This window comes from Deinococcus peraridilitoris DSM 19664 (assembly GCF_000317835.1).
Taxonomy (GTDB): Bacteria; Deinococcota; Deinococci; order Deinococcales; family Deinococcaceae; genus Deinococcus_A; species Deinococcus_A peraridilitoris.
Map to the genome: position 1 here is coordinate 145,704 of NC_019793.1, position 20,690 is coordinate 166,393.

The following is a 20,690-nucleotide window of genomic DNA, read 5'->3' on the forward strand; positions in this document are numbered from 1 at the left end:
GCCGATCGGCTGATCGGATGCACGCCACCTACGTCGAAGTGGTGAATGGCCACCCGTTCGGCGGCGTCGGGACAACACGCTTCATCTACCGCCTATGTGCTGGCAGGTCATTCATCAGGAGGCTTCATGCGAAACCTATTCACCGTCGGGGTCAGTGCCCTGTTGCTCAGCGCACCTTACGCGTACGCCCAGACTGCCGCGACCCTCGGAGACATCGTGGTGGTGGGCGCACCCGACCTGCTGGCCGACTTTCTCAAAGTGTCATTGACAGTTCAGATCGGTACCCCACTCAGCCAGGTCAATCCGATCGCCGTGCAGCAAGAAGCGCTGGCGACCGGCTTTTTCAGTTCGGTTGCTGCTGAGCTGACCACTCAGGGAAATCGACCGATTCTGCGCCTGACAGTGGTTCCCAATCCTACGGTCGCGGACGTGACGGTCACGGGCGCGACTTTCGTGGAGCCCGCGCAGATCAAGCAGTTTCTCGAAGATCGCCTGAACATCGCGTCTGGCACGGTTCTCAACAACGCGCGCGTCGAGGAAAGCAAGACGCTCTTGCAGCAGGCATACCGCGAAAACGGCTTTCCGTTTTCGCCGGGCGTCAGTGCTCAGGTCACCTCGGGGCAAAACGGCGCCACCGTCGCGTATACCATCGACGAAAGCGCTCCGGTATCGCGCGTCGAGGTGACCGGCAGCACGCAGCTCAGCGCCGAGTTCATCCGCAACACCTTCCGTCCGCTGGTAGACAACAAATCCTTTACGTTGCCCCTGTACCAGGGGGCCGTGCAGGCCATCGGTAACGCGTACAACGAGCGAGGACTGGGCGGCTTTATCGATCCTCAGGCCAGCGAACTTTCGGGCGGCGTGCTGCGGGTCGTGATTCGCGAGCGGCGGGTCGGTCAAATCGACACCAGTGCACTGGGCACCCTCAACGCCCCGCTGCAGTCGCGCAGCGGGGAACTGCTCAACACCAACACGCTGGCACAGGATATCCGGACGCTGGCGAACGCCTCCGGCAAAGCCGTGGGCGTCAACCAGCAGATTGATCCCAGCGACCCGGCGCGGGTCAACCTGGCCTTTGTCACGAGCGATCAGGCCACTGGACCGATCAACGAAGTGCGTATCGCCGGAGCGAGTGCTGTCAGTCCGGGAGACATCGCCAAGGTCCTCAAGGTCCGCCTCGGTGACGTGTACACACCACAGCTCGCACAGGAAGACTACCTCGCCATCCAGCGCCTCTACCGCAGCCGTGGCTTTGAGGTGCTGACCCAGGCACCGGGACGCACTCCCATTCGCTATGAAAACGGCGTGCTGATCTATGACGTGGTGGAACCCCGCCTGGCCGGCTACCAGATTCGCTTCGAGGGAGCGCAGGTCACCCAGGAACGCGTGATTCTGCGTGAGCTTCCCGAACCCGGTGGTGTGCTCAACATCAACGCGCTGCGTCAGGCGGTGCAGAACAACGTCGGCCGCCTGGGCTTTGTCGTGCCGGTCGCCGAGCAGTTCGTGCCCGATCCCAACAATCCACAGAACGTCACGTACGTGCTGACGGTGCGTGAGCAGCGCACGGGCGTGTTCACGCCCGGCATCGCGTACGACACCATCAACGGCTTCAGCGGCGAGGTGGGACTTTCCGGCAACAACCTGTTCGGGCTGGGGCACGCCTACTCGTTCAACCTGACGGCCGCGCCCAGCGAGATCGGCGAGTACCTTTCGGGCAGCGCGTCCTACACCATTCCCTGGTTGGACTTCAACTTCCTCGATTTCCGGCGTAACCGCACCTCGTTGACGTTCGGGCTTTACAGCAATGCCAACAGCAACAACGCGCTGCTCGACACTTCGGCGGGCAATGTCAACACCGGGCGCCAGTACACCGAGCGGGCCTCGGGCTTCTCTGTCGCGGCCAACCGGCGTATCACCTCGAACATCACGGCCGGAACGAGCGTCTCGACGCAGTACAGCTACTTCCGCCTGGAACCTGTGCCTGCTGCGGGCTCCGAACCGGGCGGTCCGGCCAGTGATGCGGCAGCAGCAGCGGCCCTTCCGCCGTCCAGCCTGACCACCCTGCTGAGCAGCAACGTCAACTTCGACAACGTGCGTTACCAGGACTTCCCGACCAGCGGAGTCCGCGCCAGCGGCAGTGCCGGGTATGGTTTCGGATATCAGGGCGGCACCGGCCTGAGCTGGACCCAGTACGAGGTCGGGGCCCGTACCTATCTTGGCTTCGGTCAGACACTCGGTGACGGCAACCGGCAGCAGGCGCTGGCGTTCCGGGTCAACGCGGGCACCATCGTCGGCACGGCACCACAGAGCCGATTCTTCGGCGTGGGTGGCAGTGAACAGTCTGAGCGCTTCACGCTGCGCGGCTACGACGCCCAGAGCATGGCTGGCAAGAATTTTGTGACGTCGAGTGTCGAGTACCGTTACAACTTCAACGTCAACACCAGCATCGCCCAGGGCATCTTCGGCGTGGCGTTCGTCGATGTGGGTGACGCGTGGACCAGCGGTCAGGATTTCAACCTGAACGTCGGCTATGGAGTTGGCGTGCAGCTCAACTTGGGCCTGGGCAACTTCCTGCTGCCGTCCCTGCGCTTCGACTACGCCTTCAGCCCGGTGAATCCCGGCGGCAAGTTCTACTTCCGGCTTGGTAATTTCTTCTGATACCAAGTGGCGTTGACGACCGAGCAAAGCAGTCGACGCCGCAAGCAGTGAACGCACTCAGCAACGAGGTTGCAGCGATCAAGGAGCACCTGAGTGATCTTTGCAGGTGCTCTGAAATGAACGCCAGTTCGTACGAGCAGTTGCCCGGCATCGCGTTCTCCGGGTACGCACTACCACAGGAAGGCGGGCGCCGAACAAGTATGGCGCCCGCCTTCCCCTTGCCCTTGGTCTGGCTTCAGCGCAGCACCGGGTACAGTTCGACCTCACCGCCAGGGCGCACTTCGGTGCGGCTCGCCACCCCAACCCGTACTGTGCCGGTGCCTTTCAGGTTACCCAGAAAGGACACCGTGTCCACGGGATTCAGGCCCCCGCTGGCGATGTTTTCCGGTGGAACGCCGCGTTCCTGCAGATCCAGCAGGGCCTGCGTCACCAGTTCGAGGAGCTGCTCGCGCATCTGGTCGGGACTGCCGAGCCTGAGGCTGGCCGAGCGAATGACCTCGTCACGCCGGTAAAGCGTGCGGTTGGCGAACGCTTCTGCCGTCAGCTCGACGGGAAAGCCCTGTACGGCGTTCGTCGCGCTCCGAAACACGATCACCGCCGAGTAATTGAGGCCGCGTACACGCGCCTGCAGGCGCGTGTGGGCACTCTCGGACAGGGTGGCCGGGGGTCTGCCACGCGCGCCGCGTGCGGCCGCTTTCGCCTGCGCGCCCGAAATCGCCTCTGGGATGTTATGCACCGAGGCGACCGTCTGCATGTGCACGAGATCGCCTTTCTCGTACAGCAGGTCACCGGTGCGCGTAGCGCTCAGCTCGCTCGTAGCGCGTGCTACATCGCCGGCCAGGCGGGCCCGCTCGGTCTGTGCGGCCTGCAGGCTGCGCTGCAGCATTTCGTTGTCACGCACGATGGCGTCACGTCTGGCCTGCTCAGCCCGCACGTCCTGCTGCGCCTTGTCGCGCTCCTTGCGCAGGCGGTCACGCTCGGCGATCAGCGCCTGGGATTGCTGGGCGAGCAGCCGCGTCTGGGTCTGCACGGCGTTCAGCTGGCTTTGCAGGGTAGTGAGTTTCGTTTCGAGTTCGCTGGCCTGCTGTGCGGCCGCGCGGGCGTCCTGCTGCGCCAGGCGCGCTTCACGCTGGGCCTGCGCCTCGCGGCGCTGCGCCTCGCGGCGCTGCGCCTCCGCTTCGCGACTGCGGGCCTCGGCTTCACGCTTGCGGGCACCTTCTTCCTGCAGCTTGGCCTGCGCTTCCTGGGCCCGTGCCTCGCGCTCGCGGCGCTGTGCCTCGGTCGCCTGCGTCTCCAGGGTGGCTCGGGTCTGCTCGAGGTTCTGAAGCTGCCCGGCGAGCGCTTCGACTTCCTGGCGGTTTTCGGCCAGCGCGGCTTCGGCTTCCTGCGCCTTGAGGGCCAGTTCGTCGCGCCGTTTGGCCAGCTGACTGACCCGCTGCTCGAGCGCGCGGGTTCGCGCGGCGGCAGTATCAGCCTGCAGCACGGCCTCATCACGCTCCTTGAGGGCAGCCGCCCGCTCCCGCCCCAGAGCCTGCGCCTGCTCGGAGGCTTCGTCGCGCGCCTTGATGGCGGCGTCGCGGGAGCGCTCCAACGCTGCAGCCTGTCCGCGCACGTGATCAAGCTGATCGCGCGTCTCGTCGATCGAAGCCCGCAGTGGTTCGAGCTCGTCGCGCAACACACGGATTTCCACGCGCATCTCGTCGGCCTGGGCGACGTTGCGCAGTGCCTGACGGTTCAGTATGCCAAACGCCAGCACCGACGCGAAGCTGATGCCCATGCCAGAGAGAACCGCCACGATCAGCGCGGTCGTTTTGGGACGCAGACCAAAGAGGCGCAGGTGCCGCCGTCCTACCCGGCGTGCGATGGTGTCGGCCGCATACGCCACGAAGCCCGACAGCAGGACGACAAAGCCAAGAAACAGGAGAAACATCAGTGGAAGTCAGTCAGAGGCTTGAAAAGGGGTTCTACACGGGCAACCGAAGCAACACGAGCGCCTGTCACAGCTCGAAATCCTCGCCCAGGTAGCGGGAGCGCACGTCCGGATTGCTCCAGAACTCGGCCGGAGTGCCCTCGAAAGTCACCTGACCGCCGTACATCAGGTAGACGCGGTCAGCGAGCGCAATGGTCTCCCGAACGTTATGGTCGGTGATGAACACGCCCAAACCGCGCCGCTCGCGCAAATCGCGGATCAGGCGCTGAATTTCACGCACGCTCTTGGGGTCAACACCCGTAAAGGGCTCGTCGAGCAGGATGAAATCCGGGTCGGTCGTGAGGGCACGTGCGATCTCCAGGCGGCGGCGCTCCCCGCCGGACAGCGCCACGGCCGGACTGGCCGCGAGTGCGGTCAGTCCGAATTCGTCGAGCAGTTCGTCGGCCCGCCGTTCGCGTTCTTTGGGGCTCAGGGGCTGGTATTCCAGAATGGCCATCAGGTTATCCCGGGCGGACATGCGCCGAAAGGCGCTTGGCTCCTGGGGCAGGTAACCGAGACCCAGCCGGGCCCGGCGGTGCATCGGCAGCCGGGTGACGTCCTCGCTCGACAGGGTGATGCGACCCGCGTTGGGCCGAACAAAACCGACCATCATGTAGAAGGTGGTGGTCTTTCCAGCGCCGTTGGGCCCCAGCAGCGCCACGATTTCGCCCCGGGCGATGTGCAGGTTGACCCCGCCCACGACCGTTCGGCGACCGTAGGTTTTGTGTAGGCCCTGGGCACTGAGAATCGGGGTCACCGCAGTGGAAGGGGCGGGAGAGACGGGCGCACTCATGATTGGGAAAATCGTAGCATGCAGCCGTTTGCACCCTGTGAGGCACCTTCCGCATGGCCACTCCACGAGGGCGAAAGCGTTGAACCCGCCCCGGCACCGACACGGTAGACTCGCAGCATGACGACCCGTAATTCTCTTTCATCCACACCCCGGCACCGATGAAAGTCACGTTGATCGTGCTCGACTCGGTGGGTGTGGGTGAGCTTCCCGACGCCGCCGCGTTCGGTGACGTCGGTGCCCATACCCTCAATCACGTGCTGCAGCGTACTGGCGTGGAGCTGGCGCAACTGGCCCGGCTGGGGCTGGGCGGAATCGAAAGCGTGCTGCTGGAGATGCAGGCAGAACCCCTGGGGAGCTTTGGTCGCCTGCGCGAAGTCTCTCCGGGCAAGGATACCAGCACCGGACACTGGGAATTCATGGGCGTGCAGCTCGAGCACCCCTTTCAGACGTTCGCGGAGGGGTTTCCGCCTGAAGTCATGGAACGCTTCTCGCAGGCGACGGGGCGCGGCTGGCTGTGCAACCGGCCTTACAGCGGCACCGACGTGATCCGCGATTACGGCGAGGAGCATATGCGCACGGGGAACCCGATCGTGTACACCTCGGCTGACAGTGTCTTTCAGATTGCCGCGCACGTGGACGTGGTTCCGCTGGAGACCCTTTACAGATGGTGCCGGGCTGCCCGCGAAATTCTGCAGGGTCCGCATGCGGTGGCGCGCGTCATTGCAAGACCGTTTCGCGGTGACGCTCCCTTCGAGCGGGCGAACGAGGCGCGCAAGGACTTTTCGCTGACACCACCTCCTACGGTACTGAACGCCCTGCACAGCGCCGGGCTGGACGTGATCGGCATCGGCAAGATTCCGGACATCTATGACCACAGCGGCTTCACCGAGGAGATTCACACCGACGACAACCTCGACGGCATCGAGAAGACGCTGCGGCGCATGCGCGCTCCGTTTCATGGTCTGGTGTTCACCAACCTGGTCGACTTCGACGCCAAGTACGGCCATCGCCGCGACCCGGAGGGCTACGCCGCGGCCCTTGCGGCCTTCGACGAACGGCTGCCCGAACTGCTGGACGCCGTGGAGCACGATGGTCTGCTGCTGATCGTCTCCGACCACGGCAACGACCCGACCTGGCATGGCACCGATCATACCCGCGAGTACGGTCTACTGCTCGCCTACCGGCCAGGAATTCCCGGGGTGGATCTGGGCGAACGGGCCACGTTCGCCGATGTGGGCGCCACGGTGGCTGAGGCTCTGGGTGTGAGCTGGAGCGGGCCGGGCGAGAGCTTCTGGCCCGTTTTGTCAGGCCCGGCGGGAGCAGCGTGAGTTCGGACGCGGCGGGTCAGGAGGTCCTGTTCTTTTTGCGTCGCCACCTCGAAGCGATCTTTCGTGCCGATTGGGACGGGTACGCGGCCACCACGAGCGAAGAGCTGACCCTGTACGAGCATTTTGTCACCCCACACCGCCAAAGTGGCCTGGATTTTCACCGCTTCATGATTCAGAACCACTGGGCCACCGGAGGACGCGAGCATCACGTCTCGATTCTGGAACCCAGCGTGCAACTGCTCGCGGGCGGACAGGTCGCGGTGGTGTGCTACACGCTGATGGTGTCAGTCGTGACCGAACAGGGGCTCTCGCACCGCACCAGCAACGAAACTCGGGTGCTGGAACGGTCAGCCCCTGGACAGGTCGAGCCCTGGCAGGTCGTTCACGTTCACAAGAGTCCGGCCAGCTGAGAAAGGAGCGCGCCGTGGAATCGGAATTCAGACTCCAACCGGAGAATTTTACTCTCGACCTGATGCTGGGCTCCCGCTCGGCCGGAGAGATGCACTGGCAGATCGTGCCTGACAAGCACACCTGGGTGGCGCGCGTACAGACCGACTTCGGCGGCGTTCTGCCGGGTCTGCGACGGGTACAGACCTCGCGCGTGCATCCCCGCACCCTGACCAGCCTCGGATACAGCGAGGGAGACGGCAAGCGCTCGACCTTCGAGACGCAAGTGGACCGCAGCGGCGGGGTGCTCACGCTCAAGCAAGGACGCGACGAGGCCAGCGCTCCTCTCCTGGGTGACGTTCACGATCCGGTGTCTGTGCTGCTGTGGCTGCGGGCCAACGTTCAGCTGGAGCGCGCCGACGTGCTGATGGCCGGGGGCAAGGTGCACGTCCGGCGTCTGGCCGACGTGGACGTCAACGGCGTTCACGCCCGCGCGTTCGAACTTCGTCCGGGCGGGGCACTGGTCTACCTGGCCGACGCCCCACCCCACCGGGTGCTCACGCTGGTTCAACCCACCGATTTTGGTCTGCTGGACGCCATCTTGCGCGTCGAGCGCTCCCGCATACGCGCGGATACCCCACGCCGCCGACGGCGCTGACGAGGTCGGCGGCGTGCTCGGCAAATGCTTTAGGATCGTGGGCGTGAATATCCTGACCGGTGACGCGGCGCGTGCCGCCCTCAAGCGCACCTTTGCCGACAATCCCGTTCCCGAAAGCGTGCTGCAGCGCAGCGCCGCCCTGTTCGGCGAGCGGCTTTCTCCGCAGCAGGCCGTCGACCGCATTCTTGCGGACGTCCGCGAGCGTGGCGACGCGGCGCTGCGTCACTGGACCCAGCTGATCGACGGAGTTGACATCGACGTGGTGCAGCTTCCCGCACACCTGATCGAATCGGCCAGGGTCGAGCCTGACCTTCACGAGGCCATTCTGGTCGCCATCGCTCGGGTGCGTGCCTTTCACGAGAAACAACCTGCCGGTGGCTGGATCGAGCACACCGAGGGCGGCGCGCTGGGCCAGCTGGTCCGGCCGCTGGAGCGCCTGGGCGTGTACGTGCCAGGGGGTCTGGCGCCGCTGGTGAGCAGCCTGATCCACACGGCCGTGCCGGCCGTGGTGGCAGGCGTCCGCGAGATTGTGGTGGCCACCCCGCCCGGACAGGGCGGACAGGTGCACCCGGCGATTCTGGTGGCCGCCCGTGAAATCGGCGTGGAAGCGGTGTACCGGGTTGGCGGCGCCCAGGCCATTGCGGCGCTGGCATACGGCACCGAAAGCATCGCGGCAGTGGACAAGATCGCCGGACCGGGCAACCAGTTCGTGGTGCTCGCCAAACGGGCCGTTTACGGTAGTGTGGGCATCGAAAGCCTGCCCGGTCCGACCGAGACGCTGGTCCTGGCCGACGACGGCGCCGACGCGCGCTTCGTGGCGGCAGATCTGCTGGCGCAGGCCGAGCACAACGGCGCCGAACCCGTGCTGGTCACCGACTCGCGGGAGCTGTTGATCGAGGTGGAGCGCGAGCTCGCGAGACAACTCGAAAACCTTCCCGAACCAAACCGCAGCTGGGCGCGTGACTCGGTGATGACGCGCTTCAAGATCGTGCTGGCAGGTGACCTCGATGAAGCCTTCGAGCTGGCGAACCTGTATGCGCCCGAACATCTGTGCCTGCTGCTGCAGGACGCCTGGTCATACGTCGGTAAAGTCCGGCGTGCCGGCGGCATCTTTGTCGGTGAGGCCAGCATGGAAGCGCTGGGCGACTACGCGGCCGGACCCAGCCACGTGATGCCCACTGGCGGCACCGCCCGTTTTCTGAGTCCGGTCAACGTGCGCGACTTTCAGAACATCATCTCCCTCATCGGTCTGAACGAAGTGACGCTACGCGAAGTCGGGCCACACGCCGCGCGCCTGGCACGGGCCGAAGGTCTCGAGGCACATGCCCGCGCCATCGAGATCCGCCTGCAAGACGGGAAAGCGCATTGAACGCGCTGCTCACCCTCGTTCGTCATGGACGGACCGCCTACAATGCCAGTCGCCGCTTTCAGGGCTGGGCCGACATTCCCCTCGACGATCTCGGCCATGCCCAGGCGGCACGGCTGGCCCGTCGGCTGCACGGGCACGAACATGCGGTGTCGCGTCTCTACACCAGTGACCTGCTTCGTACGCGCCAGACGGCCGCGGCACTTGAAGCGCTGCTGGGGTTGAGGGCCGAGCCCACCGCAGAACTGCGCGAAATTCACGTGGGAGCCTGGGAAGGTCGCAGCTACGACGAGATCAGCGCGCAGGATGAAGCCTCGCTGGAACGCTGGCCCGTCACGGCGGCCCCGGGCGGTGAGTCTCTGGGTGATGTCACCGCCCGCGTGCGGGCCTTCGTGGACACGCTGCGTCCACTCCCGGGTGAACACGTTGTGCTGGTCACCCACGGCGCGGCCATCACTGGCCTCATCAGCAGCCTGCTGGGCTGGGACGTGGCCCAGGCCTGGTTTGACAAACGTGCGGCGCATGAAAACACCGCTTTGACCACTTTCGAGCTGGGTGAAGCCAGGAATGTGCTGGCCTGCGAACCCCTGGCCTGCGCCCGGCACCTCATCGACCTGCCAGGCAAAATCACGCCCCATGTTGAGCGCTGAGGACATGGTGTGCTGGGCGTACGCCCCGTTCTCCCCAAGCAGCTGCCTTTGTTTTCAGCGCTGGAGTGCGTTGCCCGCGACTTGCAGGCGCGCGACAGGACCTCGTGAGAGCCGAGTGCCTGACGCCCAAACGCCTGCTCGAAGTGTACGTGCTGCCCGATTTTCGCCGGGGCTGGCAGCAAGGTCGCGCGGTGGCCACCATGATCCTGCAAGACGCTGGTCCGCTGTTCTGGCCTGAAATCACCGATGGCAGGCCGCTGTTTTTGCGCGAACTCCCGGTCGCGCGGGAAGTGGCGGGGCTTGGGCTGGCCCTGCAGATGCTGCAGGCCGCCCGCCTGGAAGCGCGGGGCCGCCACAGGCGCTTGCTGCGTCTCGACACGGCCGCTTGACGTACCAAGCTGCGAAACCTCTACGAAACCTTCGGCTTGATGCTGGTCGATGAGTGTGCAGTGGAGCACGTTCGAATTGCACGTTATCGGCTGCCGGTAAAGTAAACGGATGAGTGAATTCCGCCTGGCCATCCTGACTGACGTGCACGGCAACCGCTTTGCCCTGGAGGCGGTTCTGGCCGACATCGACGCCGCTTCACCCGACCTGACGGTCAACCTGGGTGACCTGGTGTGGGGGCACGCCGATCCCCGAGGAGCGCTTGACGTGCTCCAGGCGCACAACTTTCCGACGGTCAGGGGAAATACCGACGAGTACCTGGCGCACTTTGAAGGAAAAAGTGACGCGTGGCTGGCGGAGCAGCTCTCGACTGAGGAGCGCGAGTGGCTCGGCAGGCTGCCAATCTCGCTGCGTGTGGCGGACGGCGAGGTGCTGCTCGCGCACGGCACACCGCACAGTCCACACCAGCAGCTCCTCTTTCAGGACGACGAACCCGTTTCCCGCGCGGTCCTCCAGGAGCGCTTGCACGGGGTCCCGGACCACGTGCGGGTTGTGGCGGTCGGGCATACCCACCTGGAGGCCGTCGCGCGCGTCGGCGGGAAGCTGATCGTGAACGTCGGGGCAGTATCGCGCCAGAAGGATGGCGATCCGCATGCCCGCTGGGTCCTGCTTCGGCGTCAGGCGGGAGTCTGGCACGCCGAGTTCCGCCGGGTGCCGTACGATTTCGAAACGGCGGCGCGCTGGGCCGAGGTCCACGCACCGCAGGGTCAGCACGCGGCCGAGAATTTGCGTACCGGAATACGCTGACCGTGGTCAGCTCCGCGTACAGTGGGAGCATATCCAGAAACGTGCGTGCAGATGGTCAGTCACGGGTGCCCGATCAGCCAGGCTAACCCTTTGAGAGCCGCGTCAGAAATCCCGGGAACTTCTCTCACCCGGGGCCGCTAGCCTGTCCTTCCAGGAGGAACATTCTGATGCGTATGCGCACTCTTCTGACCCTTTCAAGCGCTCTGGTGCTCGGTGCAGCATCGGCGCAGACCAAAGTCGACAAACCCTTCGTCTGGCCAGCCGCCTGGTCCGATACGCCCGCCCAGCAGGCCAAGCGGGGCGGCGAACTGCGTGGTTCGCAGATTTCGGACTTCAAGACCTTTAACCCCTTTACTTCGGCTGAGGCTGACAGCATCCCGACCATCATGGCGACCGGCACGTCGGGCCTGGTGCGGCAAGACCCGCGCACCGACGAATTCCTGCCGTACATGGCCGAGTCCTTCACAGCGTCGAAGGACGGCAGGACCTACACCTTCACCCTGCGCAAGGGCATGAAGTTCAGCGACGGCGTGGAGATCACCGCCGATGACTTCGTGACAACCTGGAAGCTTCACACCGACGAGAAAGTCGGCAGCCAGGCGCGCGACGGCTTTTTCATCGAGGACAAGCCCGTCACCGTGAAAAAGCTCGGCAAGTACCAGCTGCAGGTCACTTTTCCCTCGCAGGACGTCACGGCCTTCGCCAAACTGACCTTCGAGCCCTGGCCTGACCACGTGTGGGGCAAGGCTTACCGCTCGGGTGGTGCGGCAGCCGTCAAGGCCCTGTATGCCTTGAACACACCCGCAAAGAACATTGTTTCGCCGGGTGCGTGGGTGCTCAGCGGCTACCGGCCCGGTGAACGTGCAAGCTTCGTGAAGAACAAGTACTGGGGTGAGTGGAACAAGGACAGCGCGGGAGGAGCTCTCCCCTACCTGAACGGTCAGTCGGTGCGTATCGTGGAAGATACCAACAGTGACCTCGCGGCTTTCCTGGCCGGTCAGACTGACGTTGGCCCTGCCACGAAGGCCGATAACCTCGCGCAGATCAAAAAGGCCATTGATGCGGGCAGCCTCAAAGCCACCTTGTTGCCCAATGTAAGCCCCAACGCGACGTCCTCCTGGATCGTGTTCAACTGGAACAAGGCTGACGATCCCAAAAAGCAGGAACTTTTTCGCAACGGCAAGTTCCGTCAGGCCATGAGTCACCTCGCCAATCGCGACGCCATGGTGCAACTGGTCTTCGGGGGGCTGGGCGCTCCGGTGTACAGCAGTGTGTACCCGATCTTCTCGAACTTCATTCCCAAAGACCTGCCAACGTACAAGTACAACGTGCAGGCTGCCCAGAAGCTGCTTGCCGAGCTCGGTTACACCAAGAAGGATACCGACGGCTATCTCGTGAACGCCTCGGGCGAGCGTCTGGAGTTCGATCTCACCACGAACGCCGGCAACAACGAGCGTGAGCAGATGGCGCAGATTTTCGCGGACGAAGCCAAAAAGGCCGGCGTGAAGGTCAACTTCAATCCGATTGACTTCAACAAGCTGGTGGATTCGCTGACCGCAAGCGGCGACAAGCGGCCGTTCGACGCGATTCTGCTGGGACTTTCGGGTGGTGACAACATCTGGCCCTTCGGCAGTAACGTCGTGCCTTGCGATGGTGGACTGCACTTCTGGAACATGAGCGGCAAGTGCATCGCCCCCGAAGAAGAGCAAATGCAAAAGCTCTACTTCCAGGGGCTCAAGGAAAGCGATCCGGCCAAGCGGCGCGCGCTGGGACAGCAACTTGCCAGTGTCGAGTCGAAGCTTCAGCCCGTGGTGTATCTGGCGGGTCCGGTCTACAACGTGGCCTACAACAACCGCGTTGGTGGCGCCATGCCTCGCAAGCTGATGAACAGCTACTACGGTTCGCGCTTCACGGTGTTGAGCTTTATCAAGTAACCGCAATTCGAAGGTGACCAGGAGCGGAGCCCTTCCCAGCCGGAAGGGCTCCTCGCTGCTATGTGGGTCAGGCTGAACTCAACGCACGCCAGACGAAGCTGTCGCACCACGCTTCGCCCCGGCGAATCAGCGGAACCGATTCACCGACCACGCGAGCTCCACCTTTCACTGCGGCCCGGACAAAAGTCCGTTCGCCCAACTGCGGGTACAGGCTGCGCGCCAGATTCACTTCGGCATGAACGTCGAGCGTCTCCCCCGACGCCACCGAATCGGTGCCCAACGCCACCTCCACGCCGTACCGCGCGAAGAGCGGCCAGTCGAAAATTCCGCAGGACAGGTTGCGATTGCTGCGCGGACAGGTCACGACGCTGCAACCCGACTGCGCGACGAGCTGCACATCCTGTTCGGTGACATGCACCATGTGAATCAGGGTTGGTCGGGCGTTCAGCACACCCAGATCGGCGAGATACTGCACGGGGGTCAGGGCCGGATCGGGCGGACGCCCGAAAATCTCTCTCAGGCTCAGCCCTGGAAACCGGCCTGACACGCTGCGCAGGAACGACTCGGCCAGCTCACCCGTTCCCAACGCGAACAGGTCACGCTCGCTGCCGTGCTCGGCGACGTGAATCTGCATGGGCAGCTCCTCACGGCGGGCGTAATCGGCCAGCAGCCGCAGCAGGGCATGTGAGACCGTGAAAGTGGCGTGTGGACTGAGCCCCACCCGTACACCGCCGGTCCGCTCCTGCTTTCGCCATTCCTCCAGGCGACGCACGGTTTCACGGAAGGTGTCCTGGGCCGTCGCCGGATTGGGATCCAGCACTTCCCAGTAGGCGATACCGGGCAGGTCGCTTTCCTGCAGGAGGAAAGTCATGACGTCCGGATGCCACACGATGTCTCCAAAGGCCCGCACGCCGCTGGCCCGCAGTTGCTCGAATCCCGCGCGGGCACCGTGCAGTCCGCGACGTTCACGCCCGGCAATCACCACTTCGGGAATCCAGCGAAAGTACGGCAACGCCCGGAAGTCGTAGTGGCTCATATCGAGATGGGTGTGGGCGTTGATGGCAGCGGGCGCGATGACATGCCCGGCCCGCTCTGGGCGAGCGTGGGGATAACGGGCGCGCAGTTCCTGGGCTTTGCCGGTTGCCGCGACCGTGCGACCCGACACGACGACCCCACCCCCCTCGATGGGGAGGCCCATACCGGTATAGAGAACGTCGGCGGTGAGCAGACGAATGTGGTCGGTCATGCGCTCACGATGACCCGAGCGAAGCGTCAATCAATGCCCGCGCAATGCTGATGTCCGGTGGGACGGTGGGCAGTGCGTCGGGAGAAAACCAGGCTGCGTCCTCGATCTCGACGCCGTCAACACGCACATCGCCACCCGCGTATTCGGCGGTGAAGCCAATCATGAGCGAGTGGGGAAATGGCCACGGCTGGCTGCCGAAGTACCGCAGGGTACTGATTTCCAGGCCGACTTCCTCTCGCACTTCACGCTGCACGCACTCCTCGAGGGTCTCACCGAGCTCCACAAAACCCGCTACGGCGCTGTACATGCCCGGCGGGAAATGCGGTGAGCGCGCCAGGAGCAGCTCGCGTTCCCGCCGGACCAGCACGATCACAGCCGGAGCCAGACGTGGGTAACTCGTCAGGCCGCACTCGGGGCAGCGCTTGGCCCGCTCAGTCGGATGGGCCTCGGTGGGCGTGGCGCAGGCGCCGCAGAAACGGTGCGTGCGGTCCCACTCGACCACCTGGTAGGCGTAACCGGCCAGTGCGAACTGAGCATCCGGCAGGGTTCCGTAGGCGCTGCGCAGTCGCCTCCAGGTAAGAGAGGGAGGTGCGTCCCCGGACACGGCAGCGGCGAACGCGCTCCGGCCGGCCAACGTCCCCAGGAACTGCGGCGCGAGCACGCCATACTGCTCCGGGCGCCCCATCGGCAAAGAGCCGTCCCCGCGGACCAGAAGACGGTCCTGCTGAAACAGAAACAACATGGCTGCCGAGGAGTCCTCCGAGGCTACCAGAGACGGTGTAAAACCGTCCAAGGAAAAGCCTCGGTGGCGGTAAGCATTCAGAATGCCCTCCAAGCCGAGCACGAACTGCCGCCGGCGGCCTGTGGGCGGGCCAGGACGGCATTCCGGGTGTTGCAAGACAGGAAAACCACGCGTCAGTCTAACAGGAGAAGCCGCCCTCAGGCTGCATCAGATCAGCTTCAGCTGCTCAGGGTCGCAGTGATCTCGGCCAGGGCCTCTGGCTTGAAGCGCTGGCCAGTCGCGTGTTCCAGCTGCAGGCTGAGCCGCCACGCCAGCAGTCCAGTGCAGTCGATCGTTGCGACCCCCTGGCGGCTGGCCAGAGGAAGCGCACCGCCGCTGAGGTCAAGCAGGGTGTGGTAGGGCTGCAGTACGCCAGCGGGCAGCGGACCATTGGCCACGACGACCAGGTCGGCGCGCTCGGCGAGGGCGGCGAGGGCGCCGTCAGCAGCAGCCACGGCGTAACCCTTGACGCCGCCCGGCAGCAGCGCAATCACCCTTTCGGCCTCCGGACGGCTGGAAGAGGCCACCGTGACACTGGGCGCGCCCAGCCGCGCCACCCCAAGGGCCGCGCGAAGCCACGTTCCGTCTCCGACGATCAGCACCTGAGCGCCGCGGGCCGCGTACCCGCTGTCCTCGACCAGTCGCACGACCGCTTCTTCCAGGGTGTGGGTGGCGTGGAGCGCTCCGGAGAAAGACAGGGCATCGACCCGGCCGGCCTTGCGCGCGGCAGCGTCAGGCTGCGCGTGTGCCAGCATGACCTCCTCCAGGTGCGGCGCGATCAGGGCACCGGTAAATCGAAGCGTTTTGAGCGCGCCGACCACGTCGCCAGGAGGCCCCTCGGGTACAGCCAGCGACAACAGGCCAAACGTCCGCAATGCACGGGCGGTGTCGGGGGAATAGCCAATCAGGGCCAGCGGAGCGTCGGGGTTCACGGGTACGGAATTCTCCTTGAACGGGGCTGCCCGGTCATGGGCGTTCCGGGTAAACGTCGTGCAGCAGGCGCGGCAACGTGCAAGCCCGAAGCAGCGAACCAAGATCACGAGAGGCGGAATGATCGGAAACGAGCAACCGAGAAGCTGAGTGTAGAGTGAGACCCGGTTTCTGCCAAGCCTCGAGCGCCGGGCAGGCTGGCCGGGGTCTTACAGGACGTCCTGGGTGGTTCCCCGCTTGCGGTAGTTGTTGAAACTCTTGCGCCAGCGCAGCGCGCGGGCCACCGCAGGCGCCAGGGGGCTCAGCGCAAAGTCGTAACCGGGATACCACACCTTGTCGCCCCCGAAATTCTCTTTCATCTTGACCAGCCCAAAACTGTGCTTGCTTTCATCGAGGGCGCGCGGAATCCCCCAGAAGTCGAAGAAGCGGTAACCGTGCGCCTTGGCGTCCAGCATGGCGTGCCAGTAAAAGGCCGTCGGCGCCCGCACGTCCTTGCGAACTTCGCCGTTCGTCCCCGGTCGGTCGTCTTTCACACTGCCACCGAACAGGTAGTAGGTTCCCCCGCCCATGGCCAGGAAGAAACCGCCTGCCAGCGCCTTGCCCTCGTGGCGCGCGAGCACGAGGTACGCTTCACCACCGTAGGCATTCGCTTCGCGCAGCATCGTTTCGTAGTACGCCCGTGGGTAGGCGCCCAATTGGGCACGCTCGTTGGTGGCCGTGAAAATCTCCCAGAAGGCTTCGAAGTCGTCGTCACGCCCGGCATGGACACCCAGCTTGTGTGCGGTGCGCACATTCCGGCGCGCCATGTGGTGCAGGTTCGCGAGCAATTCCTCCTCGCTTCGCTGTAAGTTCACCAGGATGGTGTGCTCGGGCTGCTCGGCCTCAGCACGTCGCCAAGGACCGATCTGCTCGGGAACGAGGTTCAGGTCACGGGCAAAAGGAGGCTCGATCAGTACGCGCACGTCGCTGGGCCGTGCCCAGGCCCTGATGGCCGACGCCACTTCCGGCAGCAGGCTCATGTCTTCCAGCACCGGCCCCCTAGGGGCGTAGAGCACGTTCAGACCACCCAGCAACGGTTTGCGCAACAGCTGCAGGGCACCGACGGTGCGCTCACGGCGGCGCAGCAGGAACCGGAAGGGAACGAGCCCCAGCGTGCGTCTCGCCTCGCCGTACCCCCAGCCCTGCAGCGCACTGGTGACTGGCATGGCCCGCACGACCTCGTCGTAAGCGCGGGGTTCGGTGATGGGTTCAAGGACAAGAGACACGCGCGGATTGTATCGCCTTTCCCGGCTGTAGACATGCTGAGTGTGTCCTCACCCAGCAGACGGTGGAGCGCCCTGTGGGTGCGCTACAGTGGACAAATGAACACGTTGCTGCGCCCCTCGTGGCGCTCTGTGCCCGGCAGCGGGCTGGGGCGGACTTTCGTACTTGGCCTCGCCCTCTTCGCGGGTATGGCCGCCGCCCAGACGGCGCCGATAACGCCCGCGACCCCGCCGGCCAGCGCCGCGCCGCAGGATCCAGGCACGGTGGTGGCGCGGGTGGGCAGCGAAGAAATCACCCTCGGCGAGTTCGAGACCCAGTTCCGGGTGTATGTCGGCCGGATTGTGAACGGACAGGGCATGCCTTTTTCGGAGAGCGTCCTGCCTTACTTCAACGAGTATCGTCCCGAGATCCTCACCCAGATCACCCGGCAGCGTGGCCTGCTGCAGTTGGCCCGCAACGCCGGCCTGCAAACCGACACCGCCCAGGTCGAGGCCACCATTGCCAGCAACAAAGAGGACTTCGAGAACGACGAGCAGTTCGCCGAGGCCCTGGGCCAGTCGGGCTTCAACGGAGAAGAGCAGCTGCGCCAGATCATCACCGACAGCCTGCTGGCCAACGCCTATCTGGAAAGCCTACTGAGCAAATTCACTTTCTCGGACGCCATCGTGAACGGTTATTACGTGACGCACCGCTCCGACTTCCAGCGGGCCGCCCAGGCCTGCGTCAAGCATATTCTGGTGGCCGACGAGGCTGCCGCGAAGGCTGCCAAGGCCCGGCTGGACAAGCAGGAAGCGTTTGCGGCCGTCGCCCGCGACCTGTCGCAGGATCCGGGCAGCAAGAACGAGGGTGGCGAGCTGGGCTGCTTTGAGCGGGGAGTCACGGTGCCCGAGTTCGACCGCGCGTCCTTCAGCGGGCCCGTGGGCGCGCTGCAGCAGGTCAAGTCGCAGTTCGGGGTGCATCTGCTGATCGTGTCGAGCCGCAATGACGCTGGCATGGCGCCACTCGCCGAGGTGCAGGCCGACATTCGCAAGACGCTGGCAAACGAGGCTGCCCAGAAGTACGTCAACAGTCAGCTGACCCGACTCAAGCTGCAGACTTTCGCCGACAAAGTCACGCTGCCGACGCCCGAACGGAAATAAGTCACGGCCCGGGGCGTCACTTGGAGCGTTCAGGGAAGGTCCTCACGGACCTTCCCTGAACGCCGCGAGCCGAAAACGTGGCCTTTCGGCTGCGTCACCCGGCCCGGGCGGTCGTCACTGTAGGCCAGGCCGGTCTGCTCCTGTATCCTGCTGCTCATGGCACGCCGCGTAAACCCCATCAAGGAAAAGCAGCGGCGCGCGGAACTGGTGCAGGCTGCTTACTTTGCCATCTATGAGCACGGCTACGCGCGGGTGACCCTCAGCGATATCGCCCGCGCTGCCGGTGTCAGCAAAGGAACGCTGGTCTACTACTTTGGCAGCAAGGAAAAACTGTTCGAGCTGGTGATGCGGCGTTTCATGCGCACCATCGCCACCAGCACCCGCCGCGCGCTGCGGGCTGCGGTCAGCACCGACGAGAAGCTGCGGGTATTCGTGGAGAACCAGTTCTACGGGCTCGCCAACACCAAACGCTTTTACACGGTGTACCTTGATTTTCTGTCGGCCAGTACCAAGGACCCCGCCCTGCTGTCGGTGACCCGCGCCGCCTACGAGGATACGCACGAACTCGACCTCGAACTGGCCCGTCTCACACCGGGCGACGTGCAGGCCCGCGCCCTGCACATACGTGCGCTGGTCGACGGCCTCTCGGTCCGCTTTCTGTACGACCGTGAGCCTGACCTCGAACTGTACCGCTGGCGCTGCCTGAAGGGCCTGCGTGCGCTGCTTGGCCTGCCCGAACGCGGCTGAAATGACTCACTCGAAACGGGCCGCTGCACGGTGCGGTCGCCAAAAAAAAGTGAGCGCCCTGCGCTGCTTACCGACGCGGGGCGCTTGTCCGTGTGTCAGTTGCCCAGCGTGTCAAGTGCGTGCGCCAGGGCCCGGTAACCTTCAATCAGGCGCGGTCCAGGGCGTCCCAGCCCCGACTCGGGTATACAGACTACGGGAACACCCAGACCACGCGCCTCCACCACCTCCGGGCGCAGACGGCGCACACCGCACCAGGAAACCACGATCAGGTCAGGGGCCGCGCTCTGCCAGTCTGCGCGGCTGACGGGCGTGCTGCGCACCTCGCGGTCTGCAAAGGCGTTTTGCGCGCCGAGGTCCTGCAGCATGTCGGTCACCCAGCTGAGACGACCTGCGACGATAATCGGGCGCGGCCACCATTCCACAGCAACCCGCAGACGGCGTACCCCAGGTCTTTGCAGGAGCCTGACCTCGTCTTGCAGCGTCCGAACCACCTGCCGCGCGCGCCCGGACGCGTTCAGCGCCGCGCCGACTTCCTCGATGTCACGCAGCACGTCCGGCCAGCCCTGAGGATCGAGGATCAGCTGCCGCAGCCCCGCGGCCTCGACCCTCGCCACCACCTGCTCCATGCCCGGCACGCTGAGGCTGCTCAGCACCAGATCGGGCCTGAATGTCGCCAGAGCGTCTACGTCGATGTTGAGGTCGGGGCCCAGCCGCGGAAGGTGAGCTACCTCGGGCGCGTCGGAATGACTGTCCACGGCAACAAGTGACGGGTGCAGCCCCAGCGCAACGAGAATCTCGGTGTTCGAACAGGTCAGGGAGGCCAAGCGCATGGAAGCAGCATGGCACGCGGGCTTCACTCGCGTCAGTGAGGAGCGACTGAAGACAGAAGGGCGCGCAGCGCGACAAAAGCCCCGCTCGGCCTGTGGTAGTTTGGTTTCATGAGGACATTTGCGGTGTCGATGACATTGTTGCTCGCCCTGGGCCTGGGCGGCGGATATTACGCCTACCACCTGGGCGTGAGTGCACACGGGGAAGCGGCAGTGGAGGAGCCTCGCGGGGGCGAACTGCGTCCCGGGTCGGGCGCGGGGCCTCAGGATGGCCCGGATGGGCGCACCGAAGCGACGGGCGGTGAAGCGAATGGCGGCCAGGCCCAGACAGGCACGCAGAACAACGACCAGGCCGGTGAAGCCGGTCAGGCGGGAACGGACAATCAGGGCAACCTGACGACCCAACCGGGCAGCGTTCCCGAAGCGAACCGCCGAAGCACCGAGCAATCCCAGAATCAATCCTCAGGCGTCGTTTCCGGCGGAACGGCAGAGGCACAGAATGCCAGCCTGGAAGGCAACGCAGAGAGCGGGGAAACGTTGTTCAATGCGAACTGCCAGGGATGCCACGGAGCCAACGCCAAAGGTGTCCTGGGCCCCAGCCTGGTCGAGGACGGAGGCGCGGCAGACTGGCAATTCGCGGATTTCCGTCGGGCGCTCTTTCGTGGCGTCACCCCGGATGGCGATTCACTGAACGCCACCATGCCGCGTTACGGCGCGGTGGCCTTGCAGCCCAAAGGTCAACCCGCCTCGGATCAGGATCTTGCGGATATCCAGGCGCACCTCAAAAACCTGAAATGAGGTGACGCCTGAACTGATTCTC

The 20,690-nt window shown here is 64.8% G+C and carries 19 protein-coding genes; 12 read left to right on the plus strand and 7 right to left on the minus strand.

Going from position 1 to position 20,690, the window contains the following annotated elements; translation table 11 throughout:
- Positions 1 to 126 precede the first annotated feature (126 nt).
- The gene (locus DEIPE_RS00550) at positions 127 to 2,658 is read left to right on the plus strand and encodes a BamA/OMP85 family outer membrane protein (protein WP_015234033.1); all 2,532 of its coding nucleotides are present in this window, start codon (positions 127 to 129) and stop codon (positions 2,656 to 2,658) included.
- 235 nt (positions 2,659 to 2,893) lie between these two features.
- Here the strand turns inward: DEIPE_RS00550 and DEIPE_RS00555 are convergent, their stop codons facing one another.
- Both DEIPE_RS00555 and lptB read right to left on the minus strand, forming a co-directional pair.
- A complete protein-coding gene (locus DEIPE_RS00555) occupies positions 2,894 to 4,588 on the minus strand; it encodes a DUF3084 domain-containing protein (protein WP_015234034.1) in 1,695 nt (564 codons plus the stop codon).
- Between the two features lie 67 nt (positions 4,589 to 4,655).
- A complete protein-coding gene (gene lptB / locus DEIPE_RS00560; RefSeq protein ID WP_015234035.1) occupies positions 4,656 to 5,420 on the minus strand; it encodes an LPS export ABC transporter ATP-binding protein in 765 nt (254 codons plus the stop codon).
- A 158-nt stretch (positions 5,421 to 5,578) separates the two neighbouring features.
- Between lptB and DEIPE_RS00565 the strand changes: the two genes are divergently transcribed.
- The 8 genes from DEIPE_RS00565 to DEIPE_RS00600 all read left to right on the plus strand — a co-directional run bounded on the left by DEIPE_RS00565 (position 5,579) and on the right by DEIPE_RS00600 (position 12,937).
- The gene (locus DEIPE_RS00565) at positions 5,579 to 6,748 is read left to right on the plus strand and encodes a phosphopentomutase (RefSeq protein WP_015234036.1); all 1,170 of its coding nucleotides are present in this window, start codon (positions 5,579 to 5,581) and stop codon (positions 6,746 to 6,748) included.
- Positions 6,745 to 7,158 (plus strand): nuclear transport factor 2 family protein, encoded by a 414-nt coding sequence (locus DEIPE_RS00570; protein ID WP_015234037.1) that lies wholly within the window; start codon positions 6,745 to 6,747, stop codon positions 7,156 to 7,158. The genes DEIPE_RS00565 and DEIPE_RS00570 overlap by 4 nt, the downstream gene beginning before the upstream one ends.
- A 62-nt stretch (positions 7,159 to 7,220) precedes the next feature.
- The gene (locus DEIPE_RS00575) at positions 7,221 to 7,793 is read left to right on the plus strand and encodes a DUF3108 domain-containing protein (protein ID WP_245557570.1); all 573 of its coding nucleotides are present in this window, start codon (positions 7,221 to 7,223) and stop codon (positions 7,791 to 7,793) included.
- Between the two features lie 43 nt (positions 7,794 to 7,836).
- Positions 7,837 to 9,162: a histidinol dehydrogenase gene (gene hisD / locus DEIPE_RS00580; protein ID WP_041231020.1), complete on the plus strand. Its 1,326-nt coding sequence runs from the start codon at positions 7,837 to 7,839 to the stop codon at positions 9,160 to 9,162.
- On the plus strand, positions 9,159 to 9,809 hold the full coding sequence (locus DEIPE_RS00585) for a histidine phosphatase family protein (protein ID WP_015234040.1): 651 nt from the start codon (positions 9,159 to 9,161) through the stop codon (positions 9,807 to 9,809). Before hisD ends, DEIPE_RS00585 begins: the two co-directional genes overlap by 4 nt.
- A gap of 104 nt (positions 9,810 to 9,913) precedes the next feature.
- Positions 9,914 to 10,198 carry a hypothetical protein gene (locus tag DEIPE_RS00590; RefSeq protein WP_052326602.1) on the plus strand — a complete coding sequence of 95 codons (285 nt, stop codon included), beginning with the start codon at positions 9,914 to 9,916 and terminating at the stop codon, positions 10,196 to 10,198.
- A gap of 109 nt (positions 10,199 to 10,307) precedes the next feature.
- Positions 10,308 to 11,003 carry a metallophosphoesterase family protein gene (locus tag DEIPE_RS00595; RefSeq protein ID WP_015234042.1) on the plus strand — a complete coding sequence of 232 codons (696 nt, stop codon included), beginning with the start codon at positions 10,308 to 10,310 and terminating at the stop codon, positions 11,001 to 11,003.
- A gap of 173 nt (positions 11,004 to 11,176) precedes the next feature.
- Positions 11,177 to 12,937 carry an ABC transporter substrate-binding protein gene (locus DEIPE_RS00600; RefSeq protein WP_041230609.1) on the plus strand — a complete coding sequence of 587 codons (1,761 nt, stop codon included), beginning with the start codon at positions 11,177 to 11,179 and terminating at the stop codon, positions 12,935 to 12,937.
- 67 nt (positions 12,938 to 13,004) lie between these two features.
- Here the strand turns inward: DEIPE_RS00600 and DEIPE_RS00605 are convergent, their stop codons facing one another.
- The 4 genes from DEIPE_RS00605 to DEIPE_RS00620 form a co-directional block, all read right to left on the minus strand.
- The gene (locus tag DEIPE_RS00605; RefSeq protein WP_015234044.1) at positions 13,005 to 14,183 is read right to left on the minus strand and encodes an amidohydrolase family protein; all 1,179 of its coding nucleotides are present in this window, start codon (positions 14,181 to 14,183) and stop codon (positions 13,005 to 13,007) included.
- Between the two features lie 4 nt (positions 14,184 to 14,187).
- The gene (gene nudC / locus DEIPE_RS00610) at positions 14,188 to 14,925 is read right to left on the minus strand and encodes an NAD(+) diphosphatase (protein WP_157448717.1); all 738 of its coding nucleotides are present in this window, start codon (positions 14,923 to 14,925) and stop codon (positions 14,188 to 14,190) included.
- Between the two features lie 218 nt (positions 14,926 to 15,143).
- Positions 15,144 to 15,896, minus strand: a complete 753-nt coding sequence (locus tag DEIPE_RS00615; RefSeq protein ID WP_015234046.1) for a shikimate 5-dehydrogenase — start codon at positions 15,894 to 15,896, stop codon at positions 15,144 to 15,146.
- Positions 15,897 to 16,103: 207 nt separating this feature from the next.
- Positions 16,104 to 17,159, minus strand: a complete 1,056-nt coding sequence (locus DEIPE_RS00620) for a lipid II:glycine glycyltransferase FemX (RefSeq protein WP_015234047.1) — start codon at positions 17,157 to 17,159, stop codon at positions 16,104 to 16,106.
- Between the two features lie 96 nt (positions 17,160 to 17,255).
- On the opposite strand from DEIPE_RS00620, the gene DEIPE_RS00625 reads away from it, so the two are divergent.
- Together DEIPE_RS00625 and DEIPE_RS00630 are read left to right on the plus strand one after the other, a co-directional pair.
- A complete protein-coding gene (locus tag DEIPE_RS00625; protein WP_157448718.1) occupies positions 17,256 to 18,296 on the plus strand; it encodes a peptidylprolyl isomerase in 1,041 nt (346 codons plus the stop codon).
- Positions 18,297 to 18,452: 156 nt separating this feature from the next.
- A complete protein-coding gene (locus tag DEIPE_RS00630; RefSeq protein ID WP_015234049.1) occupies positions 18,453 to 19,043 on the plus strand; it encodes a TetR family transcriptional regulator in 591 nt (196 codons plus the stop codon).
- A 95-nt stretch (positions 19,044 to 19,138) separates the two neighbouring features.
- On the opposite strand, the gene DEIPE_RS00635 is transcribed toward DEIPE_RS00630, so the two are convergent.
- The gene (locus DEIPE_RS00635) at positions 19,139 to 19,873 is read right to left on the minus strand and encodes a helical backbone metal receptor (protein ID WP_015234050.1); all 735 of its coding nucleotides are present in this window, start codon (positions 19,871 to 19,873) and stop codon (positions 19,139 to 19,141) included.
- Positions 19,874 to 19,981: 108 nt separating this feature from the next.
- Here DEIPE_RS00635 and DEIPE_RS21835 point away from each other — a divergent pair, with 108 nt between their 5' ends.
- Complete coding sequence (locus DEIPE_RS21835) at positions 19,982 to 20,668, plus strand: c-type cytochrome (protein WP_083865681.1); 687 nt, start codon at positions 19,982 to 19,984, stop codon at positions 20,666 to 20,668.
- The last annotated feature ends 22 nt before the right edge of the window (positions 20,669 to 20,690 follow it).